22 protein-coding genes and 2 pseudogenes are annotated in these 23,856 nt (G+C 70.5%); 19 read left to right on the top strand and 5 right to left on the bottom strand.

Annotated elements, in window-relative coordinates; genetic code table 11:
• Nucleotides 1-13: 13 nt before the first annotated feature.
• A complete protein-coding gene (locus LRS04_RS03530; RefSeq protein WP_257815177.1) occupies nt 14-1,303 on the bottom strand; it encodes a sulfotransferase family protein in 1,290 nt (429 codons plus the stop codon).
• Nucleotides 1,304-1,436: 133 nt separating this feature from the next.
• Between LRS04_RS03530 and LRS04_RS03525 the strand changes: the two genes are divergently transcribed.
• From LRS04_RS03525 to LRS04_RS03505, 5 genes are all read left to right on the top strand, one after another.
• A complete protein-coding gene (locus tag LRS04_RS03525) occupies nt 1,437-3,401 on the top strand; it encodes a hypothetical protein (RefSeq protein WP_257815176.1) in 1,965 nt (654 codons plus the stop codon).
• On the top strand, nt 3,328-3,537 hold the full coding sequence (locus LRS04_RS03520) for a hypothetical protein (RefSeq protein ID WP_257815175.1): 210 nt from the start codon (nt 3,328-3,330) through the stop codon (nt 3,535-3,537). Before LRS04_RS03525 ends, LRS04_RS03520 begins: the two co-directional genes overlap by 74 nt.
• Nucleotides 3,534-4,154, top strand: coding sequence for a hypothetical protein (locus tag LRS04_RS03515; RefSeq protein ID WP_257815174.1), 621 nt, complete (start codon nt 3,534-3,536; stop codon nt 4,152-4,154). Before LRS04_RS03520 ends, LRS04_RS03515 begins: the two co-directional genes overlap by 4 nt.
• Nucleotides 4,088-4,570: a hypothetical protein gene (locus LRS04_RS03510; protein WP_257815173.1), complete on the top strand. Its 483-nt coding sequence runs from the start codon at nt 4,088-4,090 to the stop codon at nt 4,568-4,570. The genes LRS04_RS03515 and LRS04_RS03510 overlap by 67 nt, the downstream gene beginning before the upstream one ends.
• Before the next feature lie 118 nt (nt 4,571-4,688).
• Nucleotides 4,689-5,192, top strand: a complete 504-nt coding sequence (locus LRS04_RS03505) for a hypothetical protein (protein ID WP_257815172.1) — start codon at nt 4,689-4,691, stop codon at nt 5,190-5,192.
• A gap of 47 nt (nt 5,193-5,239) precedes the next feature.
• Here the strand turns inward: LRS04_RS03505 and LRS04_RS03500 are convergent, their stop codons facing one another.
• Nucleotides 5,240-5,407, bottom strand: coding sequence for a hypothetical protein (locus LRS04_RS03500; RefSeq protein WP_257815171.1), 168 nt, complete (start codon nt 5,405-5,407; stop codon nt 5,240-5,242).
• A 235-nt stretch (nt 5,408-5,642) separates the two neighbouring features.
• Here LRS04_RS03500 and LRS04_RS03495 point away from each other — a divergent pair, with 235 nt between their 5' ends.
• Nucleotides 5,643-6,167 carry a hypothetical protein gene (locus LRS04_RS03495; RefSeq protein ID WP_257815170.1) on the top strand — a complete coding sequence of 175 codons (525 nt, stop codon included), beginning with the start codon at nt 5,643-5,645 and terminating at the stop codon, nt 6,165-6,167.
• Here LRS04_RS03495 and LRS04_RS03490 read toward each other — a convergent pair.
• Complete coding sequence (locus LRS04_RS03490) at nt 6,092-6,925, bottom strand: DUF6270 domain-containing protein (RefSeq protein ID WP_257815168.1); 834 nt, start codon at nt 6,923-6,925, stop codon at nt 6,092-6,094. The two genes, LRS04_RS03495 and LRS04_RS03490, sit on opposite strands and share 76 nt — an antisense overlap.
• A gap of 203 nt (nt 6,926-7,128) precedes the next feature.
• Here LRS04_RS03490 and LRS04_RS03485 point away from each other — a divergent pair.
• The 6 genes and pseudogenes from LRS04_RS03485 to LRS04_RS03460 form a co-directional block, all read left to right on the top strand.
• Nucleotides 7,129-7,923: pseudogene (locus LRS04_RS03485) on the top strand (ABC transporter transmembrane domain-containing protein); the annotation flags it as partial.
• Between the two features lie 223 nt (nt 7,924-8,146).
• Nucleotides 8,147-8,860, top strand: a complete 714-nt coding sequence (locus LRS04_RS03480) for an ATP-binding cassette domain-containing protein (protein WP_257815167.1) — start codon at nt 8,147-8,149, stop codon at nt 8,858-8,860.
• Nucleotides 8,857-10,149 (top strand): HlyD family type I secretion periplasmic adaptor subunit, encoded by a 1,293-nt coding sequence (locus LRS04_RS03475; protein WP_257815165.1) that lies wholly within the window; start codon nt 8,857-8,859, stop codon nt 10,147-10,149. Before LRS04_RS03480 ends, LRS04_RS03475 begins: the two co-directional genes overlap by 4 nt.
• Nucleotides 10,150-10,438: 289 nt before the next feature.
• Entirely contained in the window at nt 10,439-12,244 is a 1,806-nt protein-coding gene (locus LRS04_RS03470; protein WP_257815164.1) for a calcium-binding protein, read from the top strand.
• A gap of 98 nt (nt 12,245-12,342) precedes the next feature.
• Nucleotides 12,343-14,004 carry a glycosyltransferase family 4 protein gene (locus tag LRS04_RS03465; protein WP_257815163.1) on the top strand — a complete coding sequence of 554 codons (1,662 nt, stop codon included), beginning with the start codon at nt 12,343-12,345 and terminating at the stop codon, nt 14,002-14,004.
• Between the two features lie 175 nt (nt 14,005-14,179).
• Nucleotides 14,180-14,926, top strand: coding sequence for an alpha/beta fold hydrolase (locus tag LRS04_RS03460; protein ID WP_257815161.1), 747 nt, complete (start codon nt 14,180-14,182; stop codon nt 14,924-14,926).
• Here LRS04_RS03460 and LRS04_RS03455 read toward each other — a convergent pair.
• Together LRS04_RS03455 and LRS04_RS03450 are read right to left on the bottom strand one after the other, a co-directional pair.
• Complete coding sequence (locus LRS04_RS03455) at nt 14,874-15,992, bottom strand: M23 family metallopeptidase (protein WP_257815160.1); 1,119 nt, start codon at nt 15,990-15,992, stop codon at nt 14,874-14,876. The two genes, LRS04_RS03460 and LRS04_RS03455, sit on opposite strands and share 53 nt — an antisense overlap.
• 225 nt (nt 15,993-16,217) lie before the next feature.
• Nucleotides 16,218-16,766, bottom strand: a complete 549-nt coding sequence (locus LRS04_RS03450) for a sulfotransferase domain-containing protein (protein ID WP_257815159.1) — start codon at nt 16,764-16,766, stop codon at nt 16,218-16,220.
• A 117-nt stretch (nt 16,767-16,883) separates the two neighbouring features.
• Here LRS04_RS03450 and rfbF point away from each other — a divergent pair, with 117 nt between their 5' ends.
• The 7 genes and pseudogenes from rfbF to LRS04_RS03415 all read left to right on the top strand — a co-directional run bounded on the left by rfbF (nt 16,884) and on the right by LRS04_RS03415 (nt 23,820).
• Complete coding sequence (gene rfbF, locus LRS04_RS03445; RefSeq protein WP_257815158.1) at nt 16,884-17,651, top strand: glucose-1-phosphate cytidylyltransferase; 768 nt, start codon at nt 16,884-16,886, stop codon at nt 17,649-17,651.
• The gene (gene rfbG / locus LRS04_RS03440; protein WP_257815157.1) at nt 17,639-18,700 is read left to right on the top strand and encodes a CDP-glucose 4,6-dehydratase; all 1,062 of its coding nucleotides are present in this window, start codon (nt 17,639-17,641) and stop codon (nt 18,698-18,700) included. Before rfbF ends, rfbG begins: the two co-directional genes overlap by 13 nt.
• Entirely contained in the window at nt 18,697-19,941 is a 1,245-nt protein-coding gene (locus LRS04_RS03435; protein WP_257815156.1) for a class I SAM-dependent methyltransferase, read from the top strand. Before rfbG ends, LRS04_RS03435 begins: the two co-directional genes overlap by 4 nt.
• Nucleotides 19,941-20,468, top strand: coding sequence for a dTDP-4-dehydrorhamnose 3,5-epimerase (gene rfbC, locus LRS04_RS03430; RefSeq protein WP_257815155.1), 528 nt, complete (start codon nt 19,941-19,943; stop codon nt 20,466-20,468). Before LRS04_RS03435 ends, rfbC begins: the two co-directional genes overlap by 1 nt.
• 177 nt (nt 20,469-20,645) lie before the next feature.
• Nucleotides 20,646-21,857 (top strand): calcium-binding protein, encoded by a 1,212-nt coding sequence (locus tag LRS04_RS03425; protein WP_257815154.1) that lies wholly within the window; start codon nt 20,646-20,648, stop codon nt 21,855-21,857.
• A 534-nt stretch (nt 21,858-22,391) separates the two neighbouring features.
• A pseudogene (locus tag LRS04_RS03420) lies at nt 22,392-23,111 on the top strand (FkbM family methyltransferase); the annotation flags it as partial.
• Nucleotides 23,053-23,820, top strand: a complete 768-nt coding sequence (locus tag LRS04_RS03415; RefSeq protein WP_257815153.1) for an NAD(P)-dependent oxidoreductase — start codon at nt 23,053-23,055, stop codon at nt 23,818-23,820. The pseudogene LRS04_RS03420 and the gene LRS04_RS03415, both read left to right, overlap by 59 nt.
• The last annotated feature ends 36 nt before the right edge of the window (nt 23,821-23,856 follow it).

Here is a 23,856-nt window from a genome sequence, read left to right as displayed (position 1 = left end):
CCGTTCGCGCCGCTCAGGTCTCGGCCAGCAGAGAATCCAGCCGGCGCGTGAGCTCTTCCCACCGCCGCCGCATGGCCTCCAGCGCCTGCTCCGCCGCCTGGCGCTCGGCGTCGATCCGCACGATATCAGCTTCCAGCGCGGCGCGTACGGCCGCTCGGTCGGCCTCCAGCGCTTCCCGCTCGGCGACCCGCTCGGCGATCAACTGCTGGCGCTCGGTCGCGAACTCATGCTCGAGCGTGAGCCGCATCGTCTCCCGCTCGATGCGCAGGTTCCGCAACAGCGTCTCGCGCTCGAGGTCGAGCTTGACCTCGTGGGCTTTCCAGTCGGCCTTCTCGCGCTCGTGGGTGTTGCGCAGCACCACCTCCACCGCGCGCTGGTGCCGCAGCTCCGCGCGGGTCACGTCGAAGTCCCGGGTCATGGGCGACACCAGCCGCTCCACCTTCGCCCGCCAGTCGGCGTATTCCGCGGCGAGCGCGTCGAGCGTCGAGGCTGCGGGCGCCTCGCCGGCCGCGGCGGCCTCGAACCAGGCCAGCACCCGGGCCGTCAGGTCGCCGGCCCAGCCGAACCGGCCGAGGTCGCCCGAGCCCGCGTTGTGGCGCAGGTCGGGGGAGAGGAAGCTGTCGATCTGCTCGGCGCTGTGGGCGCCCAGGCTCGGCAGCGGCGCGCCGTGCGCCGCCTCGATCTTCGCCACCTCGGCCCGCCAGTCGCTGAGCAGGCCGTCGTAGCTGACGAAGGCGCGCGCAACGTCACGCGTATAGGCCTCGGCGCCGAGCATGTAGGACGTCCAGATCAGCAGCGACTTCTCGGTGGAGAAGTTGTCGCGCCGCGCCAGCGAGCCCGCCACCGCCAGGGGATGGCGCACCGGGATCACCGCGCGCAGGCCGAAGCCCAGGTCGTCCAGCACCGTGCGCCAGAACGGCATCAGCACGCTGGCGCGGGGGTCCTTCATCAGCGGGAAGCGGGCGAAGCGGTATTCGGTGTCGAACAGTTCGGTGGCCCGGTTCAGCCAGGCGCGCTCGTCCTTCCGGGGCAGCGGGCGGAACGGATAGGCGAAGGCGTCGTCCCAGGCCGATCCGCCGATCCGCAGGCGCTCGTCGTTGAGGATCGCGATCTTCCAGGGCTCGAAGTAGCCCTTGGCGTTGTGCTCGTCGCCCGGCATCACGTTCTCGGGCAACTGGCAGCCCGCCGCCGCCAGGACCTGGGTCGTCGCCGAGGTGCCGGAGCGGTGCATGCCGAGCACGAAGTAGGCGGTGCGTCCGTCGGCCGTCTGGCGGGCGCTGTCGGGTCGATCCTGGGTCGTCATTGCTCAGTCCGCGGCGGCGATAGGGTCGGCTGTAGCGGCCGCCGCCATCCGTCACAAGCGCCGGGCGGCGGTTGCCCATGACGACCTTCTGTTGCACACAAGCCCCCGACGACGCGAAGGGAAGTTACGCTGCATGGCCGTCGCGGCCCCAGAGGATGAAGTCTACCGGGTCGTCTCCACCGCGTTCGACAGCGCCTTCTACCGGGCGACCTATGCGGACCTGGCGGGGCTCGACCTCGACTTCGTGCGCCACTACGTGACGTCCGGCTGGCGCGAAGGCCGCGATCCGGCGCCCTGGTTTTCCTCCAAGGCCTATCTGGACGCCAATGGCGACGTGGCCGAGGCGACTTACGAGCCGCTCTTCCACTATCTGACGCTCGGCCGCCACGAGGGCCGCGAGGTCTATGCCTCGGAGCGGGCGACCGCCTGGGCCCGGAAGGTCGCGGGGATCCCGGACTTCCCGCCGCCGCCGCCGCTGGCGGAAGCCGAAGCCCCGGAGCCGGAAGACAAGGAAGCCGGTCCAGCCGGAGCGCAGGCCGCGGAACCGGATGTCACCGGGCCGGCGGCGGACGCGGAAGTCGCCGAGGAGGCGCCAGCCGAGCCGGCTGAACCGCCTGCGCCGCTTGACCCCGCCGTCGAGGCCGCCTTCGCCGAAGCCGAGCGGGCGATCGCCGAGCAGCGCGTGCTGGTGGAGCCGGAGTTCGACGCCGGCTACTACCTCGGGGCCTACAAGGACGTGGCGGCGGCCGGCGTCGAGCCGCTGGACCACTTCCTGCGCTTCGGCTGGCGCGAAGGCCGCGATCCGAACCCGCGCTTCTCGATTCTGCGACTACCAGGACCAGGTCCCGGACGTCGTCGAAGCGGGCCTGAACCCCTTCGTCCACTATCTGAGGATCGGGCGGGACCTCGGCTTCAGCCCGCGCCAGGAGCTCGGCTTCCGCTACCACATCCTGCGCGAGCGCCGGCCGATGGCGGCGCGGGTGGAGCACGCCCTGAAGGTGGCCGCCGAGGTGAAGGCCAAGCCGGCCTCGGCCCTGGCCAGGGCGTTCGCGAAATCCCGCACCGGGCTCGCCGACCTGCACGTCACCTTCAGCCACGACGACTATGTGGCCAACACCGGCGGCGTGCAGCTCTGCCTGCAGCGCGAGGGCGCCCACGTCGCCCAGATGGGCCGCGACCACCTCCACATCTTCCCGCCGGGCCCCTGGCCCACCGTCCGCCCCGCGTCCGAACCCAGCCTGATGGGCGTCCTGCTGAACGGACGGCTGGTGGGCTACTTCCCGCCGGCGACCATCGTGGAGACGCTGCGGGCCCAGGCGGCGACGGCGCCCCCGGCGCGCGGACCTTCGCGATCCACAGCCTGCTCGGCCACACCACGGACGAGACCGTGGAGATCCTGAGCGCCGTCGGCCTGAAGTCCGGCTGGTTCTGGCTGCACGACTTCGGCAGCGTCTGCGCCGGCTTCCACCTGCTGCGCAACGACGTCCAGGACTGCGGCGCGCCGCCGCCGGACAGCGCCGCCTGCGGAATCTGCCTCTACCTGCCGTACCGCCGTCTGCACCTGGCCGAGCACGAGCGCCTGTTCAACCGGCTGGAGCTGACGGTGGCCGCGCCGTCCCAGGTCACCCTCGACTTCTGGCGGCGGAGCTGGAACCACCTCGCCGCCGGCGAGGTCGTCCTGCCGCACGCCCGACTGGCCCCGCGCGGCCCGGCCCCGGTCCCGCCGATCGAGCGCCCGTTCCGGCTCGCCTACATGGGCCACGCGGTGGACCACAAAGGCTGGTCGATCTTCCGCGAGCTCCTCCTCAAGCACGAGGGCGACAGCCGCTACGAGTTCCTGCACCTGGGCATCAAGACTCCCGGCGGCCTGCCGCTGTCGTTCCACGAGGTCCGCGTCACCGACGAGCATCCGCGGCGGATGCAGCAGGTGCTGGAGGAGCTCGAGGTCGACGCCGCCCTGGTCTGGCCGATCTGCCGCGAGACCTTCTCCTTCACTGCCTACGAGGCGGTGGCCGCCAGCCGCCGTGATCACCAATCCCGACACCGGCAACGTCCAGGCCTTCGTCAGCGACGGCGGCCACGGCTGGGTTCTGGATGACGAGAAGGCGCTCGCCGAGGCCTTCGACAGCGGCCGGATCCTCGACCTGGCTAGGCGGCGGCGAAATCCACTGGTCCACGACCTGGAGTTCAGCGCGCTGTCGGCCGATCTGATGAGCGCGGAGGCCGCCCGGTGAAGGTCCTCTGCTATTCCAGCTTCACCTTTTCCTACCTGAACCGCGCCCGGGTGCTCTACCGGACGCTCCGGCGCTTCCATCCCGACTGGGAGCTGGTGGCGCTGATCACCGACGAGCCGCCGGCGGACTTCGTCTTCAAGGCCCCGGACGAGCCCTTCGATCGGGTGGTCTGGGCCCAGGACCTCGGCATCCCCGACTTCCGCAGCTGGCTTTTCAAGCACGACGTGGTCGAGGTCTGCACGGCGGTGAAGGGACCCTTCATCCACCAGGCCTGCGCGTCCGGCGCCGACGCGGTGATCTACCTCGATCCCGATACCGCCCTGCTCGCCGACCTCGATCCGCTGGTCGACGGGCTGAAGACCCACGACATCGTCCTCACCCCGCACCTGATCGAGCCCAACACCACGACCGAGGCGATCCTCGACAACGACCTCTCGGCCTCGCGCACCGGCATCTTCAACCTCGGTTTCGTGGCCATCCGCACGACGGGGAGGGCGCCCGCTTCGCGAAGTGGTGGAACGATCGCCTGCTCGACTGGTGCTACGACGACATGCCGGCCGGTCTCTTCGTGGACCAGCGGTGGTGCGACCACGTGCCGGCCCTGTTCGACAAGGTGAAGGTGCTGCGCGACCCCGGCTACAACGTCGCCAGCTGGAACATCAGCACCCGCGAGGTGGCGGTCCACAAGGACGGGCAGGTCACGGTGAACGGAGTCCCGCTGCGCTTCTGGCACTTCACCAAGCTCGGCCCGACCGCCGACCTGATGACCAAGCGGTACGCCAAGGACAATTTCCCGGTCTATGAGATCTGGCACTGGTACCGCGACGCCGTCGAGGACAACTCCGAGCCGACGATCCCCGAGCGCTACTGGGCCTATGACGCCTATTCGGACGGCCGCAAGATCGAGAAGCCGCACCGCGTCCTCTACCGCGAACGGCGGGATCTCCAGGCGCGCTTCCCCGACCCCTTCGCCTCGGGACCGGGAAGCTATCAGGCGTGGCTCGAGGCCGAGGCCGCGATCCCCGCGCCTTGACAGGGCGCTGGCGGGGTCGGAGACAACGCACTCTTGAACCATGGGAGGGGCTGCGGATTCCGCGCCCGCAGTCTTGGCCGGATCAGCCGCTAACGACGAAACCGTCTTCGCCGAGGCGATGGCCAGGGTCGATGCGCTCGCGGGGCGTCTGGCGGACCTGAAGGCGACGACGGCGCTCGGCCACCAGGGCCAGGTGCGCGAAGCCTTGACGCGCAGCGAGCTGACCGCGGCGCTGACCGCCGCGCTCGTCGGACGCGCCGACACCGAAGCCGCCCTGCGCGCCGCCGCCCACCGCCAGCTCCAGGGCCCGCCCACCCGCAGGCCCGCCCCGCCCGTCCGGCTCCGGCGCCTGGACCGCGCGCTGGCCCGCCTGGGCTCCTTCGGCCAGGCGGCCCTGATCGCGCGCTCGGGCCTCTGGCGCGGGACCGGCCGCACGCTCTTCGACCTCCGGCACATGGCCGCCTATGCCCGGCGTGGCGCGGCGCCCGAGATCGTCCCGCCCGCGCCCTTCGACCAGGCCTGGTACATCGCCAACGGCGGCTCCGGCGGCCGGGCCCCGATCGTCCACTACCTGCTCGCCGAGCGCCGCCGCAGGCCGCAGCCCGCACCCGCTGTTCGATAGCGCCTGGTACGGCAGCCGCTACGCCGCCGAGATCGGCGACAGCGGGCTCACCCCCGCTGCAGCACTACCTGCGGATCGGCGCGGACGCCGGCTTCGATCCCCACCCGCTGTTCGACGTCGTCCGCTACCGGACGCAGGCGCACGACCTCGCCTTCGACGAGGAGCCGATCACCCACTACCTGCGGACCGGCGGCGCGCAGGGGCTCTCGCCGCACGCCCTGTTCGATGCGGAGGGCTACATCGCCCGCACGGGGCCGGTCGCCTCCACCGCGCCCCTGCTGCACTACCTGACGGCGGGCTGGCGGGAAGGCCAGGTCCCCCACATGCTGTTCGACCCGGCCTGGTACCTGGCCCGCAATGAAGACGTGGCCTCGATCGGCATCGAGCCGCTGACCCACTACGTCGTCTCCGGCGGGCTGGAAGGGCGCAGCCCCCCATCCGCTGTTCGACGTGCCGTTCTACATGGCCCAGCGGCCGGCCCTGGCCGAGGGCGAGAACCCGCTGGCCCATTACCTGCGCGCCGGCTGGATCGAGGGGTTGTCGCCGCATCCGCTGTTCGATCCGGCCTGGTACGCGGAGCAGGTGGACGAGGAGATCGGCGCGCCGCCGATCCTGCACTACCTCACCGTCGGCTGGCGGCGGGGGCTTTCGCCCCATCCGCTCTTCGACACCCCCTGGTACCTCGAGGAGAACCCGGACGTGGCGCGCCTGGGGATCGAGCCCCTGACCCACTTCGCCCAGACCGGCGGCGCGGAAGGGCGCAGTCCGTGCCCGTGGTTCGACACCGGCCACTATCTCGCGGCCCGTGGCGATCTGGCGGGGGGCAACCCGCTGATCGACTATCTGCAGGGTGGCGCCTGGCGGATCGCGGAATCCCGGCCGGGCTTTCCCAACGCGGCCTATCTGGCCTCGAACCCGGACCTGGTGGCCTCAGGCCTCACGCCGCTGGAGCATTGGGCTCGACGAGCGCGGTGACGCCCAGCGCCTCGAGCTGGCGCCAGATCTCTGCGTAATAGGCCGGCACATAGTGGAAGGGGCTGAACCCCCCACTGGTGCGCATCGTCGGCGATCCGCGCGTCCGGCGCGGCCACCACGTCCACCGGCGGCATGAGATCGAGGAAGTCCGCCTCGTAGCGGGCCAGCAGCGCGTTGTGGGCGCCAGCGTCGCCCCAGTCGCCGCCCATGATCTCGACGCCGTCCACCGGACGCAGCGTCCCGTCCTCGGTCCGGCTGGCGGTGGCCCAGCGCGCGCTGTGCAGGATCAGCCGGGCGTGCGCGAGCGGCGTGGCGCGCACAAAGGCGGCGAACTCCGCCAACGCTTCCAGCCAGAGCCGGTCGCAGGCCGCCGACAGGCGGGGAATCCGCCGGCGGCCGGCGAACGGCGCCTGGGTCAGATAGCCGCTTACCTCCAGCTCCCAGCTGCGGGTGACGATGGCCCGGGACGCGGCGTAGAGGTCGAACCGCTCGTCGATGAAGTCGAAGATCACGTGGGTCGGACGGAACGCGACGAGCTGGGCCAGCGCGGTCTTCCGGAGGTCGGCCACGACCGCCCGGTGCTGGTGCTGCTTCAGGGGTTCGGGCGGCGCGGCCGCCGGCGCGAAGCCGGGCACGGGCCGCGACATCAGGCTCGGGAAGCTGGTCCGGGAGACGTAGGCAAGGTCCTTCAGCCCGTCGCCGCGGATCGGCCACAGGTCCCGCGTGATGCAGCTTCCGACGATGGCCACGCGTGGCATGGACGCTCCCTGGCGCGCCGGAATCGCCCCTGCGGCGTCCTGGCAGTGCCATTGACATAAACTAGGTGCGCAAGCATCTCTCCCGCCGCTCCGGGCGTTCCGGGCGAGAGCGAAGTGGGCCTTCGGGTTCAAAACGCATTCACCGCAATTAAGCCACCTTTGGGTTATCTTGGGCGGCACGGACGGACGACGGCGCGGCGCACATGAAGATTTTGACGTTCTTGAGGGACCTGCCGGATAACGTGCTGAGCCACGCTATCCGCGGGGCGAAAAGGCCGTTCCTTGTCGCGTTCGCCTTCAGCTTCTTCTCGAACGTCCTCTACCTCGCCCTGCCGCTCTATACCTTCCAGATTTATGGCCGGGTGCTGATCAGCCACAACGAGGGCACCCTCTGGGGGCTGACCCTCGTCACCCTGTTCGTCTTCGCCGTCTCCAGCGCCATCGACGACTTCCGCGCGCGGATCCTGATCAACTATGGCGTCGTGCTCGACCAGCAGGTCTCCGGACGGCTGTTCTCCGGCCTGTTCGACGCCGCCGTCCGCGGCGAGCCCAGCGCCCGGTCGCAGGCGCTGCGCGACCTCGACACCTTCCGGCAGACCATGACCGGCATCGGCGCGGCGGCCTTCTTCGACGTGCCCTGGATCCCGGTCTTCCTGGGCGTCCTGTTCATCATCGATCCCCTGGTCGGCGTGGTCACCTTCGTCGGCGCCTGCGTGCTGCTCGGCCTGGCGATCTGGCAGCAGCGCGCGACGCATCCGCCGATGAAGGAAGCCAACGACGCCGCGCTGCGCAGCTACGCCTTCACCGAGGCCGCGCTCCGCAACAGCGAGGTCGTGCGCGCCATGGGCATGCTGCCGACCCTGGGCCGCGCCTGGGCCGGGCACCGGGCGGTGACCATCGAACGCGGCGCCGTCGCCGCCGAGCAGTCGAACCTGTTCACCGACATGATCAAGGCGGTGCGGATGGGCATCCAGGTGCTGATCATCGCGATCGGCGCCTTCCTGATCATCAAGGGCGAGCTCCACATGGGGATGCTGTTCGCCAACATGATCCTGGCGAGCCGCGCCCTGCAGCCGATCGAGAAGATCGTCGGGTCGTGGGAACCGCTGAACAACATGGTGCGGGCGCACGAGCGCCTGAACCAGCTGCTCGCCAAGGCCGAGCCCCCGGTGCTGGCCACCTCGTTGCCCCGGCCGACCGGCCGGCTGAGGCGTCGAGGGCGTGAACTTCGCCCCGCCGGGCGCCGGCAAGCTGGTGCTGGGCAACGTCAACTTCGCCATCGAGGCGGGGGAGGTCCTGGGGATCATCGGACCCTCGGGGGCCGGCAAGTCGACGCTGGCGCGCCTGCTGGTGGGCATCTGGAAGCCGATCAACGGGGCGGTCCGCCTGGACGGCGCCGATGTCTTCACTTGGGACCGCGCCGATTTCGGCCGCCACGTGGGTTACCTGCCGCAGGACACCGAGCTCTTCGCCGGCACGATCCGCAACAACATCGCCCGCTTCCGCGAGGACGTGACCGACGAAGAGGTGGTCGCCGCCGCCAAGCTGGCCGGCGTGCACGAACTCATCCTTCGGATGCCCAAGGGCTACGATACCGAAGTGGGCGAGGGCGGCGTGGTCCTGTCCGCCGGCCAGCGCCAGCGCATCGGCCTGGCGCGGACCATGCTGGGCGAGCCGGCGTTCATCGTCCTCGACGAGCCGAACGCCAGCCTGGACGCCGAGGGCGAGGAGGCGCTGATGCGCGCCATCGACGCCATGAAGGCCAACAAGTCGAGCGTGGTGATCATCTCCCACAAGCCGGGCGTGTTCCGCTCGGCCGACAAGATGCTGGTGCTGCGTGACGGCCGGGTCGAGCTGTTCGGCCCGCGCGACCAGGTGATGGCGCGCCTGATGAAGCCCGCCGGCGAGGTCCGTGCGGTGGAGGCCGGTCGATGAAGCTGGATCTCGGGCCCGTCCGCCCGTCCTATGTCGCCCCGACGTTCGGCGGCGACGAGAAGCGCCCGATCGATCCCACCCTCGAGCAGCGGATGCGCAAGCCGATGGTGGTCGGCGCGGCGATCATCGGCACGCTGGTCATCGGCCTCGGGCTTTGGGCCTCCTTCACCACCCTGCCGATCGCGGTCACCGCGCCCGGCGAGGTGCGCATCGAGTCCAACCGCAAGACCCTGCGTCACCGCGAAGGCGGTACGGTGCGGCAGATCTTCGTCCGCGAGGGCCAGCGGGTCCGGGCCGGCCAGCCGCTGATCACCTTCAACGACGTCGAGGCCCGCGCGGCCGTCGACGTCTACCAGAATCAGTACGACGCCCTGCTCGCCGAGAATGCGCGCTTCGTCGCCGAGGCGATGAACCGGCCGGCGCTGGCCTTCCCGCCGGAACTCACCGCCCGCAGCGCCGATCCTCGCGTCGCGGCGCTGATCCGCGACCAGGAGTTCCTGTTCGCCACCCGCCTGCAGCTCTTCCAGAGCCAGTCGGCGGTCATGCAGCAGCGGCTGGAGCAGATCGAGACCCAGATCCAGGGTCAGCAGGCCCAGGTGGAGTCCGTCGAGGTTCAGAAGCGCCTCACCGAGGAGGAGCTCGCCGGCTACAAGATCCTCAACGAGAAGGGCTACGCGCCGAAGACCCTGATCCTGCGCTACGAGCGCACCCTGGCCGACCTCAACGGCCGCCGCGGTTCGCTGGTCGCCGACATCGCCCGCCTGCGCCAGCAGATGGGCGAAACCCGGCTGCAGCTCGCCAGCCTCCGCGATCAGCGCGAGAGCCAGGCCGCCGAGGGCCTGGGCCAGAGCCAGTCGCGCATCTCCGACACGCTGCCGCGCTTGACCACGGCCCGCCAGACGCTGGAGGGCACGGTCGTCCGCTCGCCGGTCGATGGCTACGTCTTCAACCTCACCCAGTTCACCATCGGCGGCGTCACCGGCGCAGGCGAGGTGCTGATGGACATCGTGCCCTCGAACTCGCCGCTCCTGGTCTCGGTGATGATCCGGCCCGAGGACGTGGACAACGTCCATGTCGGCCTGGACGCCACCGTGCGCATCACCGGCGTCAATCAGCGGTGGCAGAGCCCGCTGCCGGCGAAGGTCGTGGTCGTCTCGGCCGACCGGATCACCAACAAGGAAGCCGGCACCGCCTTCTATCGGGTGGACCTGCGATCGATCCGAAGGACATCGCCAACCTCAAGAACGTCACCCTGCAGCCGGGCATGCCCGCGTCCGCCTCGATCCTGACCGGCGAGCGCACGGTGATGGGCTTCCTGATCTCGCCCATCAAGGACACGCTGAGCGGGGCCTTCCACGAGGAGTAGTGGCGCCCGCGCGACACCGCCGCGCACCCCGCGGCGGGGCGGCTTTTGGGAGTTGCGAATTTGGCGCGCTTCCGATACGTCTTCCCTCGGGCTCGTTTAACCTTCGCCGCAGCCATGCTGTGGCGCTTGGGGTAATGGACCGCTGGGACTGCTCCGTCGGGGACGGAGGTCAAGCGTGCCGGGGGTCCGTGTGACACAGACTGGAGAGATCTATGGCGACCTATTTCTTTGAGACGATCACGGCGGCGCAAGCCCTCGCGTACGACGCCACTGCGGACCAATTGGTCTTCAGCGGCGCCGGTGCGAGCGCTCCGGCGACGACCGTGATCTACAACCCGGCGACCGCCACCTCGACCGCCACGGTCTCGGTGACCTCGGTCGGCCGCACGGTTGTGTTCGGCACGGGCATCTACGGCGAAACCGACTCGGTGTTCCCGGATTCCTCGCGCCTGTTCGTCGGCGGTGGCAGCACCGACGGCTTCACGGGCACGTCGGGCGCCGACGCCATGTACGGCGGCGCGGGTGACGACACCCTCGTCGGCGGCGAAGGCGGCGACTACCTGCAAGGCAACGCCGGCAACGACACGCTGCAAAGCGGCTCGGGCGCCGACACCGTTTACGGTGGTCAGGGCGGTGACAACATCACCCTCGGCAACGGCGCCGACTTCGGCCAGGGCAACCTGGGCGACGACACGATCGACGGCGGCAGCGGCGCTGACACCATCGAGGGCGGCCAAGGCGCCGACATCCTGCTCGGCGGCACCGGCGCTGACTACATCAGCGGCGGCCGTGGCGATGACTCGGTTGCGGCCGGTCTCGGCAACGACAGCGTCTTCGGCTTCGAGGGCAACGACACCCTCGGCGACACCGGCGGCACGAACAACGTGGACGGCGGCGTCGGCAACGACATCGTGACCATCAGCGGCACGGGCAGCAACACTGTCCTCGGCGGCGACGGCAACGACACCGTGACCGTCTCGGCCACGGCCGACACCGCGGTCCAGTGGATCCACGGCAATGCCGGCAACGACCTGCTGAGCTCGGCGTCCTCGGGCACCGACTCGATCTACGGCGGTCAGGGCGACGACACCATCGCCTCCTCGGGCGCTGGCAACGACTTCCTGAACGGCAACGCGGGCGACGACCGCATCACCTCCACGGGCACCGGCAACGTGTCGCTGTACGGTGAAGGCGGCGACGACACGCTGATCTCGGCTGGCGGCAACGACGTGCTGGTCGGCGCTGAGGGTGACGACAACATCCAAGGCGGTGGCGGCAACGACAACATCCAGGCGGGTGAAGGCGTCAACACCGTGGACGCGGGTGCTGGCAACGACGTGGTCACGGCCCTCAGCGGCAATGACAACATCACCGCTGGCGACGGCAACGACAACATCGACGCGGGCGCGGGCGACAACACCGTCGCCGGTGGCAGCGGCGCCGATACGGTCGTCAGCCTCGGTGGCGAAGACGTCATCACCGGCGGGTCGGGCAACGACAACATCAGCGCTGGCGCGGGCGACGACGACGTCAACGGCGGCAACGGCAACGACACCATCGTCGCCGATGCGGGCAACGACGTGGTCGCTGGCGGCGCTGGCAACGACTCGATCAGCGCGGGCGAAGGCGTTGACGCGATCACCGGCGGCGTCGGCACCGACGTCCTGCTCGGCGGTGGCGGCAACGACACCTTCACCTTCATCTCGGGTGACTCGGGGACCACGGCCGGCTCGCTCGACCAGATCCGCGACTGGTCGTCGGACGACAGCCTCGACTTCGTCACGTCGCCGGCGGGCACGGTCAGCAACTACACCGAGTTCACGGCCTCGACGTACGAAGAAGCCCTGTCCCTGGCGAACACCCAGATCGGCGGCGGCGTGATCAACTACGTCTCGATCCAGATCGGCTCGGACGTGGTGGTCTTCGCCGACAGCTCGGACAACGACGGTAGCGCTGACGACGCGGTGGTCCTCGTGGGCCGCACGCTGGACGATATCGGCTTCACCGACATCATCTAAGGCTTAGGCTTCGGCCAAAGCTGAGGGCCGCCCTTCGGGGCGGCCCTTTTCTTTGGGCTTTTCGTCGGCGGGCTTCGCCGCCTACAAGCGCCTGCGACATGTCCAACGCTGCGATCTATCTTCACCCCAACGGCTTCGACACCACGGGCTCCCAGCTCCTCGGCCGGCACTCGGCCGGCGAGAGCTTCCTCCGCGGCTTCCTCCGTCACGCCGACGTCGATCAGTTCCACTTCTGGAACGTGGCCCATCGTCCGCAGGCGGAGCTCGACGCCCTGGTCGGCCGGATCGGCGAACTGACCCGGCCTGTGAACTGGATCGCGCCCCGCAACCGCCCGGGCCTCGGCGCGGCGGGCGTGCTCAACATGCCCGGCCCCGACATCGGCGGCGAGGCCTGGCACCGGCGGCCCACCGGCTCGCGCGCCTACTCGATCTGCGGCATCACCCACACGACGGCGACCGCCAATGTCATGCGGCTGCTGCCCGACCTGCTGATCGCGCCGACCGAGGATTTCGACGCCCTGATCTGCACCTCGACCGCGGTCCGCGACAGCGTCGAGACCCAGCTCTCCCAGGTCCGCGACTACCTGGAGCGCGAGCGCGGGCCTCGCCGCCGCGGCGAGCTCCAGCGCGCGACCATCCCGCTCGGCGTCAACACCGAGGACTTCCGGACCACGCCCGAGGACCGCAAGGCCTGGCGCGAGAAGCTCGACATTCCCGAGGACGCGGTCGTCGCCCTCTACGTCGGCCGCTTCAACGTCCGAGCCAAGATGAACCCGGCGTTGATGGCGCTGGCGCTCGAGAAGGCCGCCCGCCGCATCGACAAGCCGCTCTACTGGGTCAACTCCGGCCACGGCGCCAACGCCGAGGAAGAGGCGACCTTCCACGCCCAGACGCGCGCGCTCTGTCCCTCGGTGCACTATCGCAGCGTCGACGGACGTCCGTCGGACGTCCGCTTCTCGATCTGGTCGGTCGCCGACCTGTTCATCAGCTTCTCGGACAACATCCAGGAGACCTTCGGCCTGACGCCGATCGAGGCCATGGCCGCCGGCCTGCCTTGCGTCGTCACCGACTGGAACGGTTACAAGGACACCGTCCGCCACGGCCTGGACGGCTTCCGGGTCCCGACACTCGCCCCGCCGCCGGACAACGGCGCGGACCTCGCCTTCGCCTTCTCCAACAGCTGGATGAACTACGACAACTATGTGGGCGCGGTCGGGCAGTTCACGGCGATCGACTACGAGGAGGCCGCCGCGGCGATCACGATCCTGGCGAACAACGCCGAGTTTCGCCGCAAGCTCGGCGAGAACGCCCAGCGGCGCGCGCGCGAGGTGTTCGACTGGTCGGTGATCATTCCGCAGTACCAGGCCCTGTGGGGCGAGCTGAACGCCCGGCGTCTCGCCGCGGCCCCGGAGGCGCTGTCCTCGCGCAATCCCTTCCGCCCCGACCCGTTCACGCTCTTCAAGGCCTACCCGACCGCCCACAGCAACGCGGCGTACATCGCCTCTTTGGCGCCGGGCATGGACTGGCCAATGGCCAAGGCGGTGCTGGAAAGCCCGCTGGCCACCTACAGCTCCTACAACCGGCCGACGCTGGAGGAAGCCGAGGCGATCGTCGGCTGGCTGGCGGAGCATCCGGCCGTTCCGGCTGGCGAGCTCGTCGCCGCGGTCGCGCCGGCCAGGCGCCGGGCCATCCTGGTGCGGGGTCTGCTGTGGCTGGCGCGGTACGGGGTCATCACCCTGACGCCGCCCCGCACGGCCTGAGGCCCGAAATGCAACGGCCGGACACCAAACCTCGCGGTTCGCTGCCCGGCCAATGCGACACAGCCCTGGAGAGCTAGGCTGACGACGCAGCTTACCGCAAAGCGCTACCGCGCGGAAGCGAATCCCTCATCCTGCCGGTCGGCAGGCGCGCCGCGCTGAACCCCGGACGGCAGGCTTGAAGATCGAGGTCGCCACCACGCTGGGCCCCATCTGGTTCCACGGTGAACTGACCCAGTTCACCGATCGGCCGATCCTGCTGGTGGTCACGGGGACCTTCGCGGAAGAGGACGTGCTGGAGCACCTGGACGAGATCTTCGTGGCCCACGACGTGCTCCGCGTCCACCTTCCGGGAAACCACTGCCCGCCGCTGATCGCCACGTCGGTGGGGGCCTTCGCCGCGGCGCTCACCGAGGCGATGAACACCCTCTTCTACAACCGCCTGGTCGTCGCGGTGGGCCTTTCCGTCGGCGCCCTCGTGGTCCTCGGCCTCCGCTATCCGGGCGTCCGCCGCAATGTGGTCGTGGAACCGCCGATCTTCACGCGCCACCTGTGGCCGCTGGCCGAGAGCTTCCGTGACCGCGAGCTCACACCGGACCAGGCCGAGTTCCTCTGGAACGTGCTTGGCATCCGGGACGGCGACATCGAGCCCCGCGACTACAGCGCGCTCCTGACGCAGCTCCGCACGCCCACCATCGCCCTGCTGGGCGACGAGCCGCTGTTCCCGCGCCGGGCGCTGACCGCCTCGCCCAGCCTGGTGGACGACGAGGCCCGGGCGCTGATCTGCAACCACCGCCTGATCAAGTACTTCATCCTCGCCGGCGTCGGCCACAACGTGCCGCGCCAGTCCACGACGGCGTTCATCAACGCCATCAAGCAGGCGGTGAACGAGGCCGGCGGCTACTACGGCGCCCCCGCGACCTGACCCTCAGAGGCGGGTCTCGACCGTCCGCTCCGCCACCGGCTGGCCGCCGCGCAGGATCCTGGTCGTGACCATGTAGCGGCCGGACGGCCACGCCTGGCCCGGCCGCCGCTTCCCCGACCATCTGGAAATACTGCGCCTTGTTCCGGTCCATGGCCGGCGAGGTCACATTGGCCACCACCTCTCCGCCGGGCCCCCGGACGGCGATGTCGAGCTGGTCGCCGCCGCGCAGGTTGATGGCCCGCACATAGCCGATGAGATAGGGCGAGGCTGCGGTCGGCGGCGAGACGTCACCGGCCTCGATGGCCGTCATGTCCACCGGCTGGGCCGCGAAACCGGCGTTGAGGATCGCGCCCGGCTTGTAGGCGAGCTGCCGGGCCGCGTCGGGCGTCCAGAGGCTGGCCTGGCCCTGGCAGGCCGCCGCCGCTGTGGCGTCCGGCGCGAAGGGGTCGACCACCTTGCCGTCCTTCCAGACGGTCACGTGCACGTGCGGGAACTCCGTGGCGCCCGACAGGCCGACGTGGCCGATGGGCTGGCCTGCCTGCACCGTCTCGCCCGGACGCACCCGGACGCTGCCCAGCGCCATGTGGCAGCTCTGGGTGACCCACCCGCCGCCGTGGTCGATCGCGACCCCGTTGCCGCACATCTTGGCCCCCACCGGCGGCGCGCCGGGCGCGTTCATCAGGATGTCCTGGATCTCGTCGCGGACGCCGGTGACCTTGCCCGGGGCGACCGCCAGGACGTCCACGCCGCGGCGCTGGGCGGCGATGTCGAGGATGCGGATATCCACGCCGGTGTGCTTGTCGTAGGTCGCGCCGGCGCAGCGGTAGTCCTTCACGCCCGGGCCGGGGTCGAGGTCCAGGTAGTTCTGCACCTCGCAGGTGCGCCCCACCTCGCAGGCGATCGGCATGGCCATCTGGAAGCCGCCGCCGGCCGCGGCCGGCGTGACCGGCGAAGCGGCGGAGGGGGCCGGCGCTGCGGCCGCCGGGGCCGCCTGGGCCTTCGGCGGGTCCGCGTCCGGGCTGCAGGCGGCGAGGAGGGTGATCGCGGCGAGGGCGGAGGATCTCATGGCGGCAAGCCTCCAACGCAAATGTGGCTAGTCGAAGCCGATGCCGGTGAGTTCGCGCAGGCGGACGTTATCCCGGGCATACAACCCGCGCAGGAACGCCACGTCCTCGGCGGTCAGCTCCGAGGGGTAGTCCATCTCGCGGCCCACGTGGACGTCGCGATGGGCGGGCGCGGCGCCTCCGGCGCGCCGATGAACCGGCGGACCTCGGCCAGGGTCGCGCCGGGGTCAGCGCGCAGGTCCTCGGCCCGGAGCACCAGCGCCTGCGCCTTCGGGAAGAGCCCGAAGAGCCGCTCGAGCTGCTCGGCGTAGTAGCCGCGCTCGACGTAGGAGAACTCCCGGTGATGGCCCCAGGGCTCGGCGTCGAACAGCCGCTGGCGGCCCTCCCGGATGCACCAGGCGAAGGGTTGGGTCTCGGCGCCCGCGGGCGTACTCCATCCGCCAGTGCGACCAGGCCCGCTGCACGGGATCGCGCAGCAGGACGATCAGCTTCATGGCCGGGTTGTAGGCGGCGATACGCTCCAGGCTGTTCGGCCAATAGACGTAGATCGGCGTGGCCTCGCCGCGCGGACGGCCATCGGGCGGGGCGTCCCAGTGGGCATGGTAGGCGCCGTAATCCGGCTGGGCCCAGTCCTGGCCCTCGTCGTCGAAGAAGTGGACTTCCTTGACGCGCGGCAGCGCGATCCTCGGCTCGTCCGACAGATAGTCGAAGAGCGCCGTCGTGCCGCCCTTCTGGACGCCGGCGATGATGAAATCGACCCTGGGTTCGTCGGCCATGGCGCCGTCATTCACCCGCGCGCGCGCCCTGCAAGCCCCCGCTTCGCGCGCGGGGGACGACGCGGTAAGAGGGTGGTCGATTCCGGGGGCGGCAAGCCCGAAGGTCGTAAGGTCAAGATGAAGACAGTGATCCTGGCGGGCGGCCTCGGCACGCGCATCTCCGAGGAGAGCCACCTCAAGCCCAAGCCGATGATCGAGATCGGCGGCCGGCCGATCCTGTGGCACATCATGAAGCTGTACTCGCACTATGGCTTCAACGACTTCATCGTCTGCCTCGGGTACAAGGGCTACGTGGTGAAGGAGTACTTCGCCAACTATGTGCTCCATAACGCGGACCTGACCGTCGACCTGGCGAACCGCTCCATCCAGTACCACGCCACCAACCACGAGCCCTGGAAGGTGACCCTCGTCGACACGGGCGAGCAGACCATGACCGGCGGGCGGCTGAAGCGGATCGCCCCCTACCTGACCCCCGGCGAGCCCTTCTTCCTGACCTATGGCGACGGCGTCGCCGACCTCGACATCCGGGCCCTGGCCGACTTCCATGAGGGCCACGGCAAGGCCGCGACGGTCACCGCCGTCGTGCCGCCCGGCCGCTATGGCGCGCTGGAGATCCAGGATGGCCAGGTCCAGCGCTTCATCGAGAAGCCGCCGGGCGACAATGGCCTGATCAACGGCGGCTTCTTCGTCCTCGACCCCAAGGTGGTCGACCGGATCGCCGACGACGGCACAATCTGGGAGCAGGAGCCGCTCACCGGCCTCGCCGCCGACGGCGAGCTGATGGCCTTCAGCCATACCGGCTTCTGGGCGCCCATGGACACGCTCCGCGACAAGAACCTGCTCGAGGGCCTGTGGGCCTCCGGCGAGGCGCCGTGGCGCAGGTAGATCCCGGCTTCTGGGCCGGCAAGCGGGTCCTGCTCACCGGCCACACCGGCTTCAAGGGCGGCTGGGCGGCGCTGTGGCTCCACCGCATGGGCGCCCAGGTGACCGGGCTCGCGCTGGAACCGGACCAGGACCCCAGCCTGTTCGAGCTCGCGGCCCTGCCCGATCTGGTGGACTCCCAGTTCGTCGACCTGCGCGACGCGGGCGACGTGGCCGCCGCCCTGGCCGGCCGGACGTTCGACATCGTCCTGCACCTGGCCGCCCAGCCGATCGTGCGCACCGCCGTCGCCGATCCGGTGGCGACCTTCGCCAGCAACGTCATGGGCACGGCCCACCTGCTGCAGGCGCTGCGCGGTCAACCGGCGCTGCGGGCCGTGCTCGTGGTCACCTCCGACAAGGTCTACGCCAACGCCGAGACCGGCCGCGCCTTCCAGGAAGGCGACGCGCTCGGCGGCAAGGACCCCTATTCGGCCTCGAAGGCGGCCGCCGAGATCGTCGTGGCGAGCTTCGCGCGCAGCTACTTCGACAAGGCCGGCGTCCCCGTCGCCACGGCCCGGGGCGGCAACGTCATCGGCGGCGGCGACTTCTCGCCCGACCGGCTGGTCTCGGACATCGTCCGCGCCGCCCGCGGCCAGGAGCAGGTGGTGCTGCGCCATCCGGAGGCCACCCGGCCCTGGCAGCATGTGCTGGACTGCGTCGCCGGCTACCTCGTCCACGCCCAGGCGCTCGCCACCCGGCCCGACGCGCCCCGCGCGCTGAACTTCGGCCCCCGCCCCGGCGGCCCCGAGGTGACGGTGGGCGAACTCGCCACGCTCGGCGTCGAAGCCCTGGGCGCCCAGCCCTGGCGTCACGAGCCCGATCCGAATTCCCTCGAGGCGAAGTCCCTGGCCATCGACGCCAGCCTCGCCCGGCAGGCGCTCGGCTTCGAAAGCCGGCTCGACGCGCCGGAGGCCGTGCGCCTGACCATGGACTGGTATCGCCGCCAGGCGAACGGCGAGGACGCGCGCGCCCTTTGCCTGGACGAGATCGAGGCGTACGAAGCCCGCGCATGACGACGTCCCCGCCGCCCTGCCGCTTCTGCGGCGCGCCGCTCACCCACACCTTCCTGGACCTCGGCCGCCAGCCGGTGGCCAACGCCAACCTGACCCGCGCCCAGCTCGACGCCGGGACCGAGCAGGCCTGGCCGCTGCACACCCGCGTCTGCGCCGAATGCTTCCTGGTCCAGGCCGACGACAGCGTGCCGCCGGAGGCGATCTTCGACGCCGACTACGCCTACTTCTCGTCGTTCTCGCCGAGCTGGGTGGCGCATGCGAAGCGCTACGCCGACGCCATGGCCGAGCGGTTCGGCCTGGGTCCCGAATCCCTGGTGGTCGAGGTGGCGAGCAACGACGGCTACCTGCTGCAGCACTTCCTGGCCAGGGACATCCCTGTCCTGGGCGTCGAGCCCACCGCCAACACCGCAGAGGCGGCCCGCGCGAAGGGCGTCCGCACCGAGGTCACCTTCTTCAACGCCGAGACCGCGCCGGCGCTCGCCGCCCGCTACGGACGCGCCGACCTGATGGCCGCCAACAACGTCCTGGCCCACGTGCCGCGCATCGGCGAGTTCGTGGCCGGCTTCCGCCACATGCTGAAGGCGGACGGGGTCCTCACCTTCGAGTTCCCGCACCTCCTCAACCTCATCGAGCTGGTGCAGTTCGACACCATCTATCACGAGCACTACTCCTACCTGTCGCTGCTGGCGGTGGAGCAGGTGCTGCGGGCCAACGGCCTGCGCCCGTTCGACGTCGAGACCCTGCCGACCCACGGCGGCTCGCTGCGCCTGTTCGTCTGCCACATGGGCGCCGGCTTCGAAGAGACCGGAGCCCTGGTCGCCCTGCGCGCCCGCGAGCACGCGGCCGGCCTCGACCGTATCGAGACCTACGGCGGCTTCACGCCCCTCGTGGAGGCCGTGCGCGACAGCTTCCGGGCGTTCCTGGCCCGGGCGAAATCCGAGGGCAGGTCGATCGCCGCCTACGGCGCGGCGGCCAAGGGCAACACCTTCCTGAACTACTGCGGGACCACGGCGGACGACATCGTCGCGGCCTTCGACGCCAATCCGGCCAAGCAGGACCGCTTCCTGCCGGGCAGCCACGTGCCGACCTTCGGCCCAGACGCGGTGCGCGAGGTCCGCCCGGACTACGTCCTGATCCTGCCCTGGAACCTGAAGGACGAGATCATGGGCCAGCTCGGCTACATCCGGGAGTGGGGCGGCCGCTTCGTCGTCGCCTCGCCGGAGACGAGGGTCCTCGACTGATGCGCTTCTCGCAGACCGGCATCGCGGGCGTGGTGGTGGTCGACGTGGAGCCCCGCGGCGACGATCGCGGCTCGTTCGCCAGGCTGCACTGCCCGGACGAGTTCGCCGCCGCCGGCCATCCCTTCGCACCGGTCCAGACCAGCCTGTCGCGCAATCCGACGGCGGGCACGCTGCGGGGGATGCACTACCAGCCGGCGCCGCACGGCGAGACCAAGCTGGTCCGCGCCGTCCGTGGCCGGATCTACGACGTTGCGGTGGACCTCCGGCCCGACAGCCCGACGCACCGGCGCTGGGTGGCCGCCGAGCTTTCCGCCGACGACGGACGGGCGCTGCTGATCCCCGAGGGCGTCGCCCACGGCTTCCTGACGCTCGAGCCGGACACCGACGTCCTCTACCAGATCACCCCGGCCTACAGCCCCGGCCACGAGGCGGGCGTGCGCTGGGACGACCCGGCCTTCGGCATCGACTGGCCCGCGCCGCCGGCCCTGATCGCGCCCAGAGATAAGGCGTACCCGGACTACCTCTGAGGCCGTCGCGGCCGCCCGGAAGCGCTGCGTATCCGTCGTGCCGAGCCGCGCTTCCGTCGACGAATTGCGGTCAAGGCCGGAACCTAAGGGCCGGTTGCATGTTCGTGTCGCGGTCCAGTCCGATTGGTGGAGAACGATCGGGCCGGCCGCTTCCGAAGACGCTAGCTGGTACGCATCATGACAACGATCACTGGGACGGCGGCCGCTGAGGCCCTCGTCGGCACGAACGACAGCGACATCCTCGTCGGCCTGGCGGGGAACGACACCCTGGACGGCGGCGCAGGCAGCGACCTCGCCGACTACCGCCAATCGCCCGCCGCGGTCATCGTCAACCTGGCGGCCGGCACGGCCTCCGACGGCTACGGCGGGACCGACAAGCTCATCAGCATCGAGCAGGCGGTGGGGTCGGAATACGACGACACCCTGACCGGCGACGCCGCCGGCAACTACCTCGCCGGTTTTGGCGGCAACGACAACATCGTCGGCGGCGACGGCGAGGACGTGCTGGCCGGTCAGTGGGGCGACGACACCCTGGTCGGCGGCGCCGGCCATGACGTCCTGCTGCCGGGCGACGGCCGCGACGTGGTCGACGGCGGCGACGGCTTCGACACGGTCGACTACGGCGACCTCGCCTTCGGCATCGGCGCCGACCTCTACAGCGGCAGCTGGAAGGACAGCTTCCGCTCGATCGAGAACATTAACGGCTCGGCCTATGCCGACAACTTCCTCGGCGACTGGACCGACAACGTCCTGAACGGCAACGGCGGCGACGACTCGCTGAACGGCCGGGAAGGCGGCGACCGGATCAGCGGCGGCGACGGTAACGACACCATCGAGGGCGGCGACGGCCAGGACTACCTGCGCGGCGACGCCGGCGACGATGTCATCACCGGCGGCGCGGCTTTCGACGACATCAACGGCAACATGGGCTCCGACACCGCCAACGGCGGGGCCGGCGATGACTGGGTGGTCGGCGGCAAGGACAACGACCTGCTGTTCGGCGACGAAGGCGACGACATCGTCTACGGCAACATCGGCGACGACACCTGCCAGGGCGGCGTGGGCGCCGACCTGCTGCGCGGCGGCCAGGGCAACGACACCGTCTCCGGCGGCGACGGCGCGGACTGGGTCTCCGGCGACCGCGGCGACGACACCATGTCCGGCGGCGCCGGCGCCGACATCTTCCATACCTTCGGCGACGCCGGCCTCGACCGCGTGATCGACTTCAACTTCGCCGAGGGCGACCGGGTCCAGCTCGATCCGGGCACCACCTACACCTATGCCCAGTCGGGCGCCGACGTCGTCATCACCATGGGCGGCGGCGGCCAGATGATCCTGGTCGGCGTCGACGTCGGCACGCTCGGCAGCGGGTGGATCTTCGGCGCCTGACGCCGGGCCCACCGGTCCCGTGACTTGAGCGACGCCGCGGCCCCCGCCGCGGCGTCGTTTGCCGTGGGCGCGCCCGCGGACGATCTGCTAGGAAGCGCGCGGACCAATACGACAGGTACGCTTTCATGGCTCAGGACAAGGCGCAGGACGCGCTCTCGCGCATCGCTGAAAACGAGGATTGGCGCCAGGCCCTCATCCGCCAGCTCATCGCCTTCGAGCACGAGATCGACGCGCCGGGCGTGGACGTCCGCGAGGTGCTGACCGGCCCGCTGGTGGACGCCCTCTACGACGACGACCAGGTGGTCCGGAAGACGCTCTCGAACGGCGTCACCTTCGAATTCCTCTACCGCTCGAAGATCGCCCGCGACTTCGTGATGTCCGAGCCCCAGGCCCCCGACCACGCCTGGGAGCCGATGACCAGCCGCATCCTGGTGGACCTGGCGAAGCGCGCGCAGCAGGTCGTCGTCGGCGGCGCCTACTTCGGCGACCACGCCGTGCTGATCGCGAAGGAGATCGCCCCCGCGGGGCGGCGTCGTCCACGCCTTCGAGCCGAACAGCCAGCAGCGCGCCATGCTGGCCCGCAACGCCGAGATCAACGGCCTGACCAACATCCGCCCGCGCCCCGAGGGCCTCTGGCACGACAGCACCACCAACCTGAAGCTCGTCGGCTACGACAGCTTCGCCAGCGCCGAGGCCGCCGACGCCGCCGACGACGACAGCTTCCGGACGGTGACCATCGCCGACTACCTGCAGGCCGCCGGCGTCGACCGCCTCGACCTCATCGTGCTCGACATCGAAGGGGCCGAGATCGGCGCGCTCAAGGGCGCCGAGCCCTTCCTCGCCCAGCCGGCCGGCCAGGCGCCGGACATCCTGTTCGAGGTCCACCGCCACTACGTCGACTGGACGAACGGCCTGCTCGACACCGACATCGCCCGCCTGCTCACCGGCCACGGCTACACGCTCTTCGCGCTCCGCGACTTCAACTCGAACTATGATCTCTCCGGCAAGCCCGTGGAGCTGATCCCGGCCGACGCCATCCACCTGGAAGGCCCGCCGCACGGCTTCAACATGGTGGCGGTGAAGGACCCCTCGGTGTTCGACGGCCCCGGCTACCGCATCGTCCGCGACGTCAGCCCGAAGTACCTGCGCCACAAGGACCCCGCCCTCCACCATCCCGTCGGGGGGCCTCTGAGGCTTGGTCGGTCCGGCGACCATCGTCGGCGCGCAGGGTTTCGTCGGCCGGCGCCTGCATGAACGCCTGCTGGCCGAGGGCCGCCGCGTCTGGGCGCCCGAGCGCGGCGAGCCCGGCCTGCTCAGCCGCTCGCTGGGCACGGTCTTCTACTGCGCGGGCCTGACCGCGGACTACGACGCCCGCCCGTTCGACACGGTGGAGGCCCACGCCAGCCTGGTCAGCGCCATCGTCCGCGCCGGCCGCTTCGACCGGCTGATCTACCTCTCGTCCACCCGGCTCTACGACGGCCAGACGAAGGCCGAGGTCGGCGAGGACGAGCCGCTGGTCTTCGACCCCGCCGACCCGCGCCGGGTGTACGACCTCTCCAAGGCGCTGGGCGAGAACCTGACCCTGGCGCGCACCGGCGGCCGCGGCGCCGTCGCCCGCCTGGCCAACGTCTACGACTGGGAGGACGGCGCGCCGGGCTTCCTCTCCGAATGGCTGATCCGCGCCCGGACCGGGCGGTCGATCACGCTCCAGTCCAGCCCGCATGTCCGCCGCGACTACATCCACCTCGACGACGTGGTGGCCGCCCTGGTCGCCATGGCCGAGGGCGAGCCGGCCGGCATCGTCAACCTGGCGAGCGGCGAGCTGGTCTCCAACGGCGAGATCGCCGGGGTCTTCCGCGACGCCGGCTGGGAGGTCGCCTTCACCGGCGACGCCGCGCCGTCGCCGCCGCCCAACGCCCGCATCGGAAAGCTCCGCGCCCTTGGCGTCGCCCCCGCCCGGTGAAGGATGTGGTCCGGGGCTACCTGGAGGGCCTGAAGG

Source organism: Phenylobacterium sp. J367 (assembly GCF_024699985.1).
Classification (GTDB): domain Bacteria; phylum Pseudomonadota; class Alphaproteobacteria; order Caulobacterales; family Caulobacteraceae; genus Phenylobacterium.
This window is presented reverse-complemented; position numbering and strand designations above follow the sequence as displayed.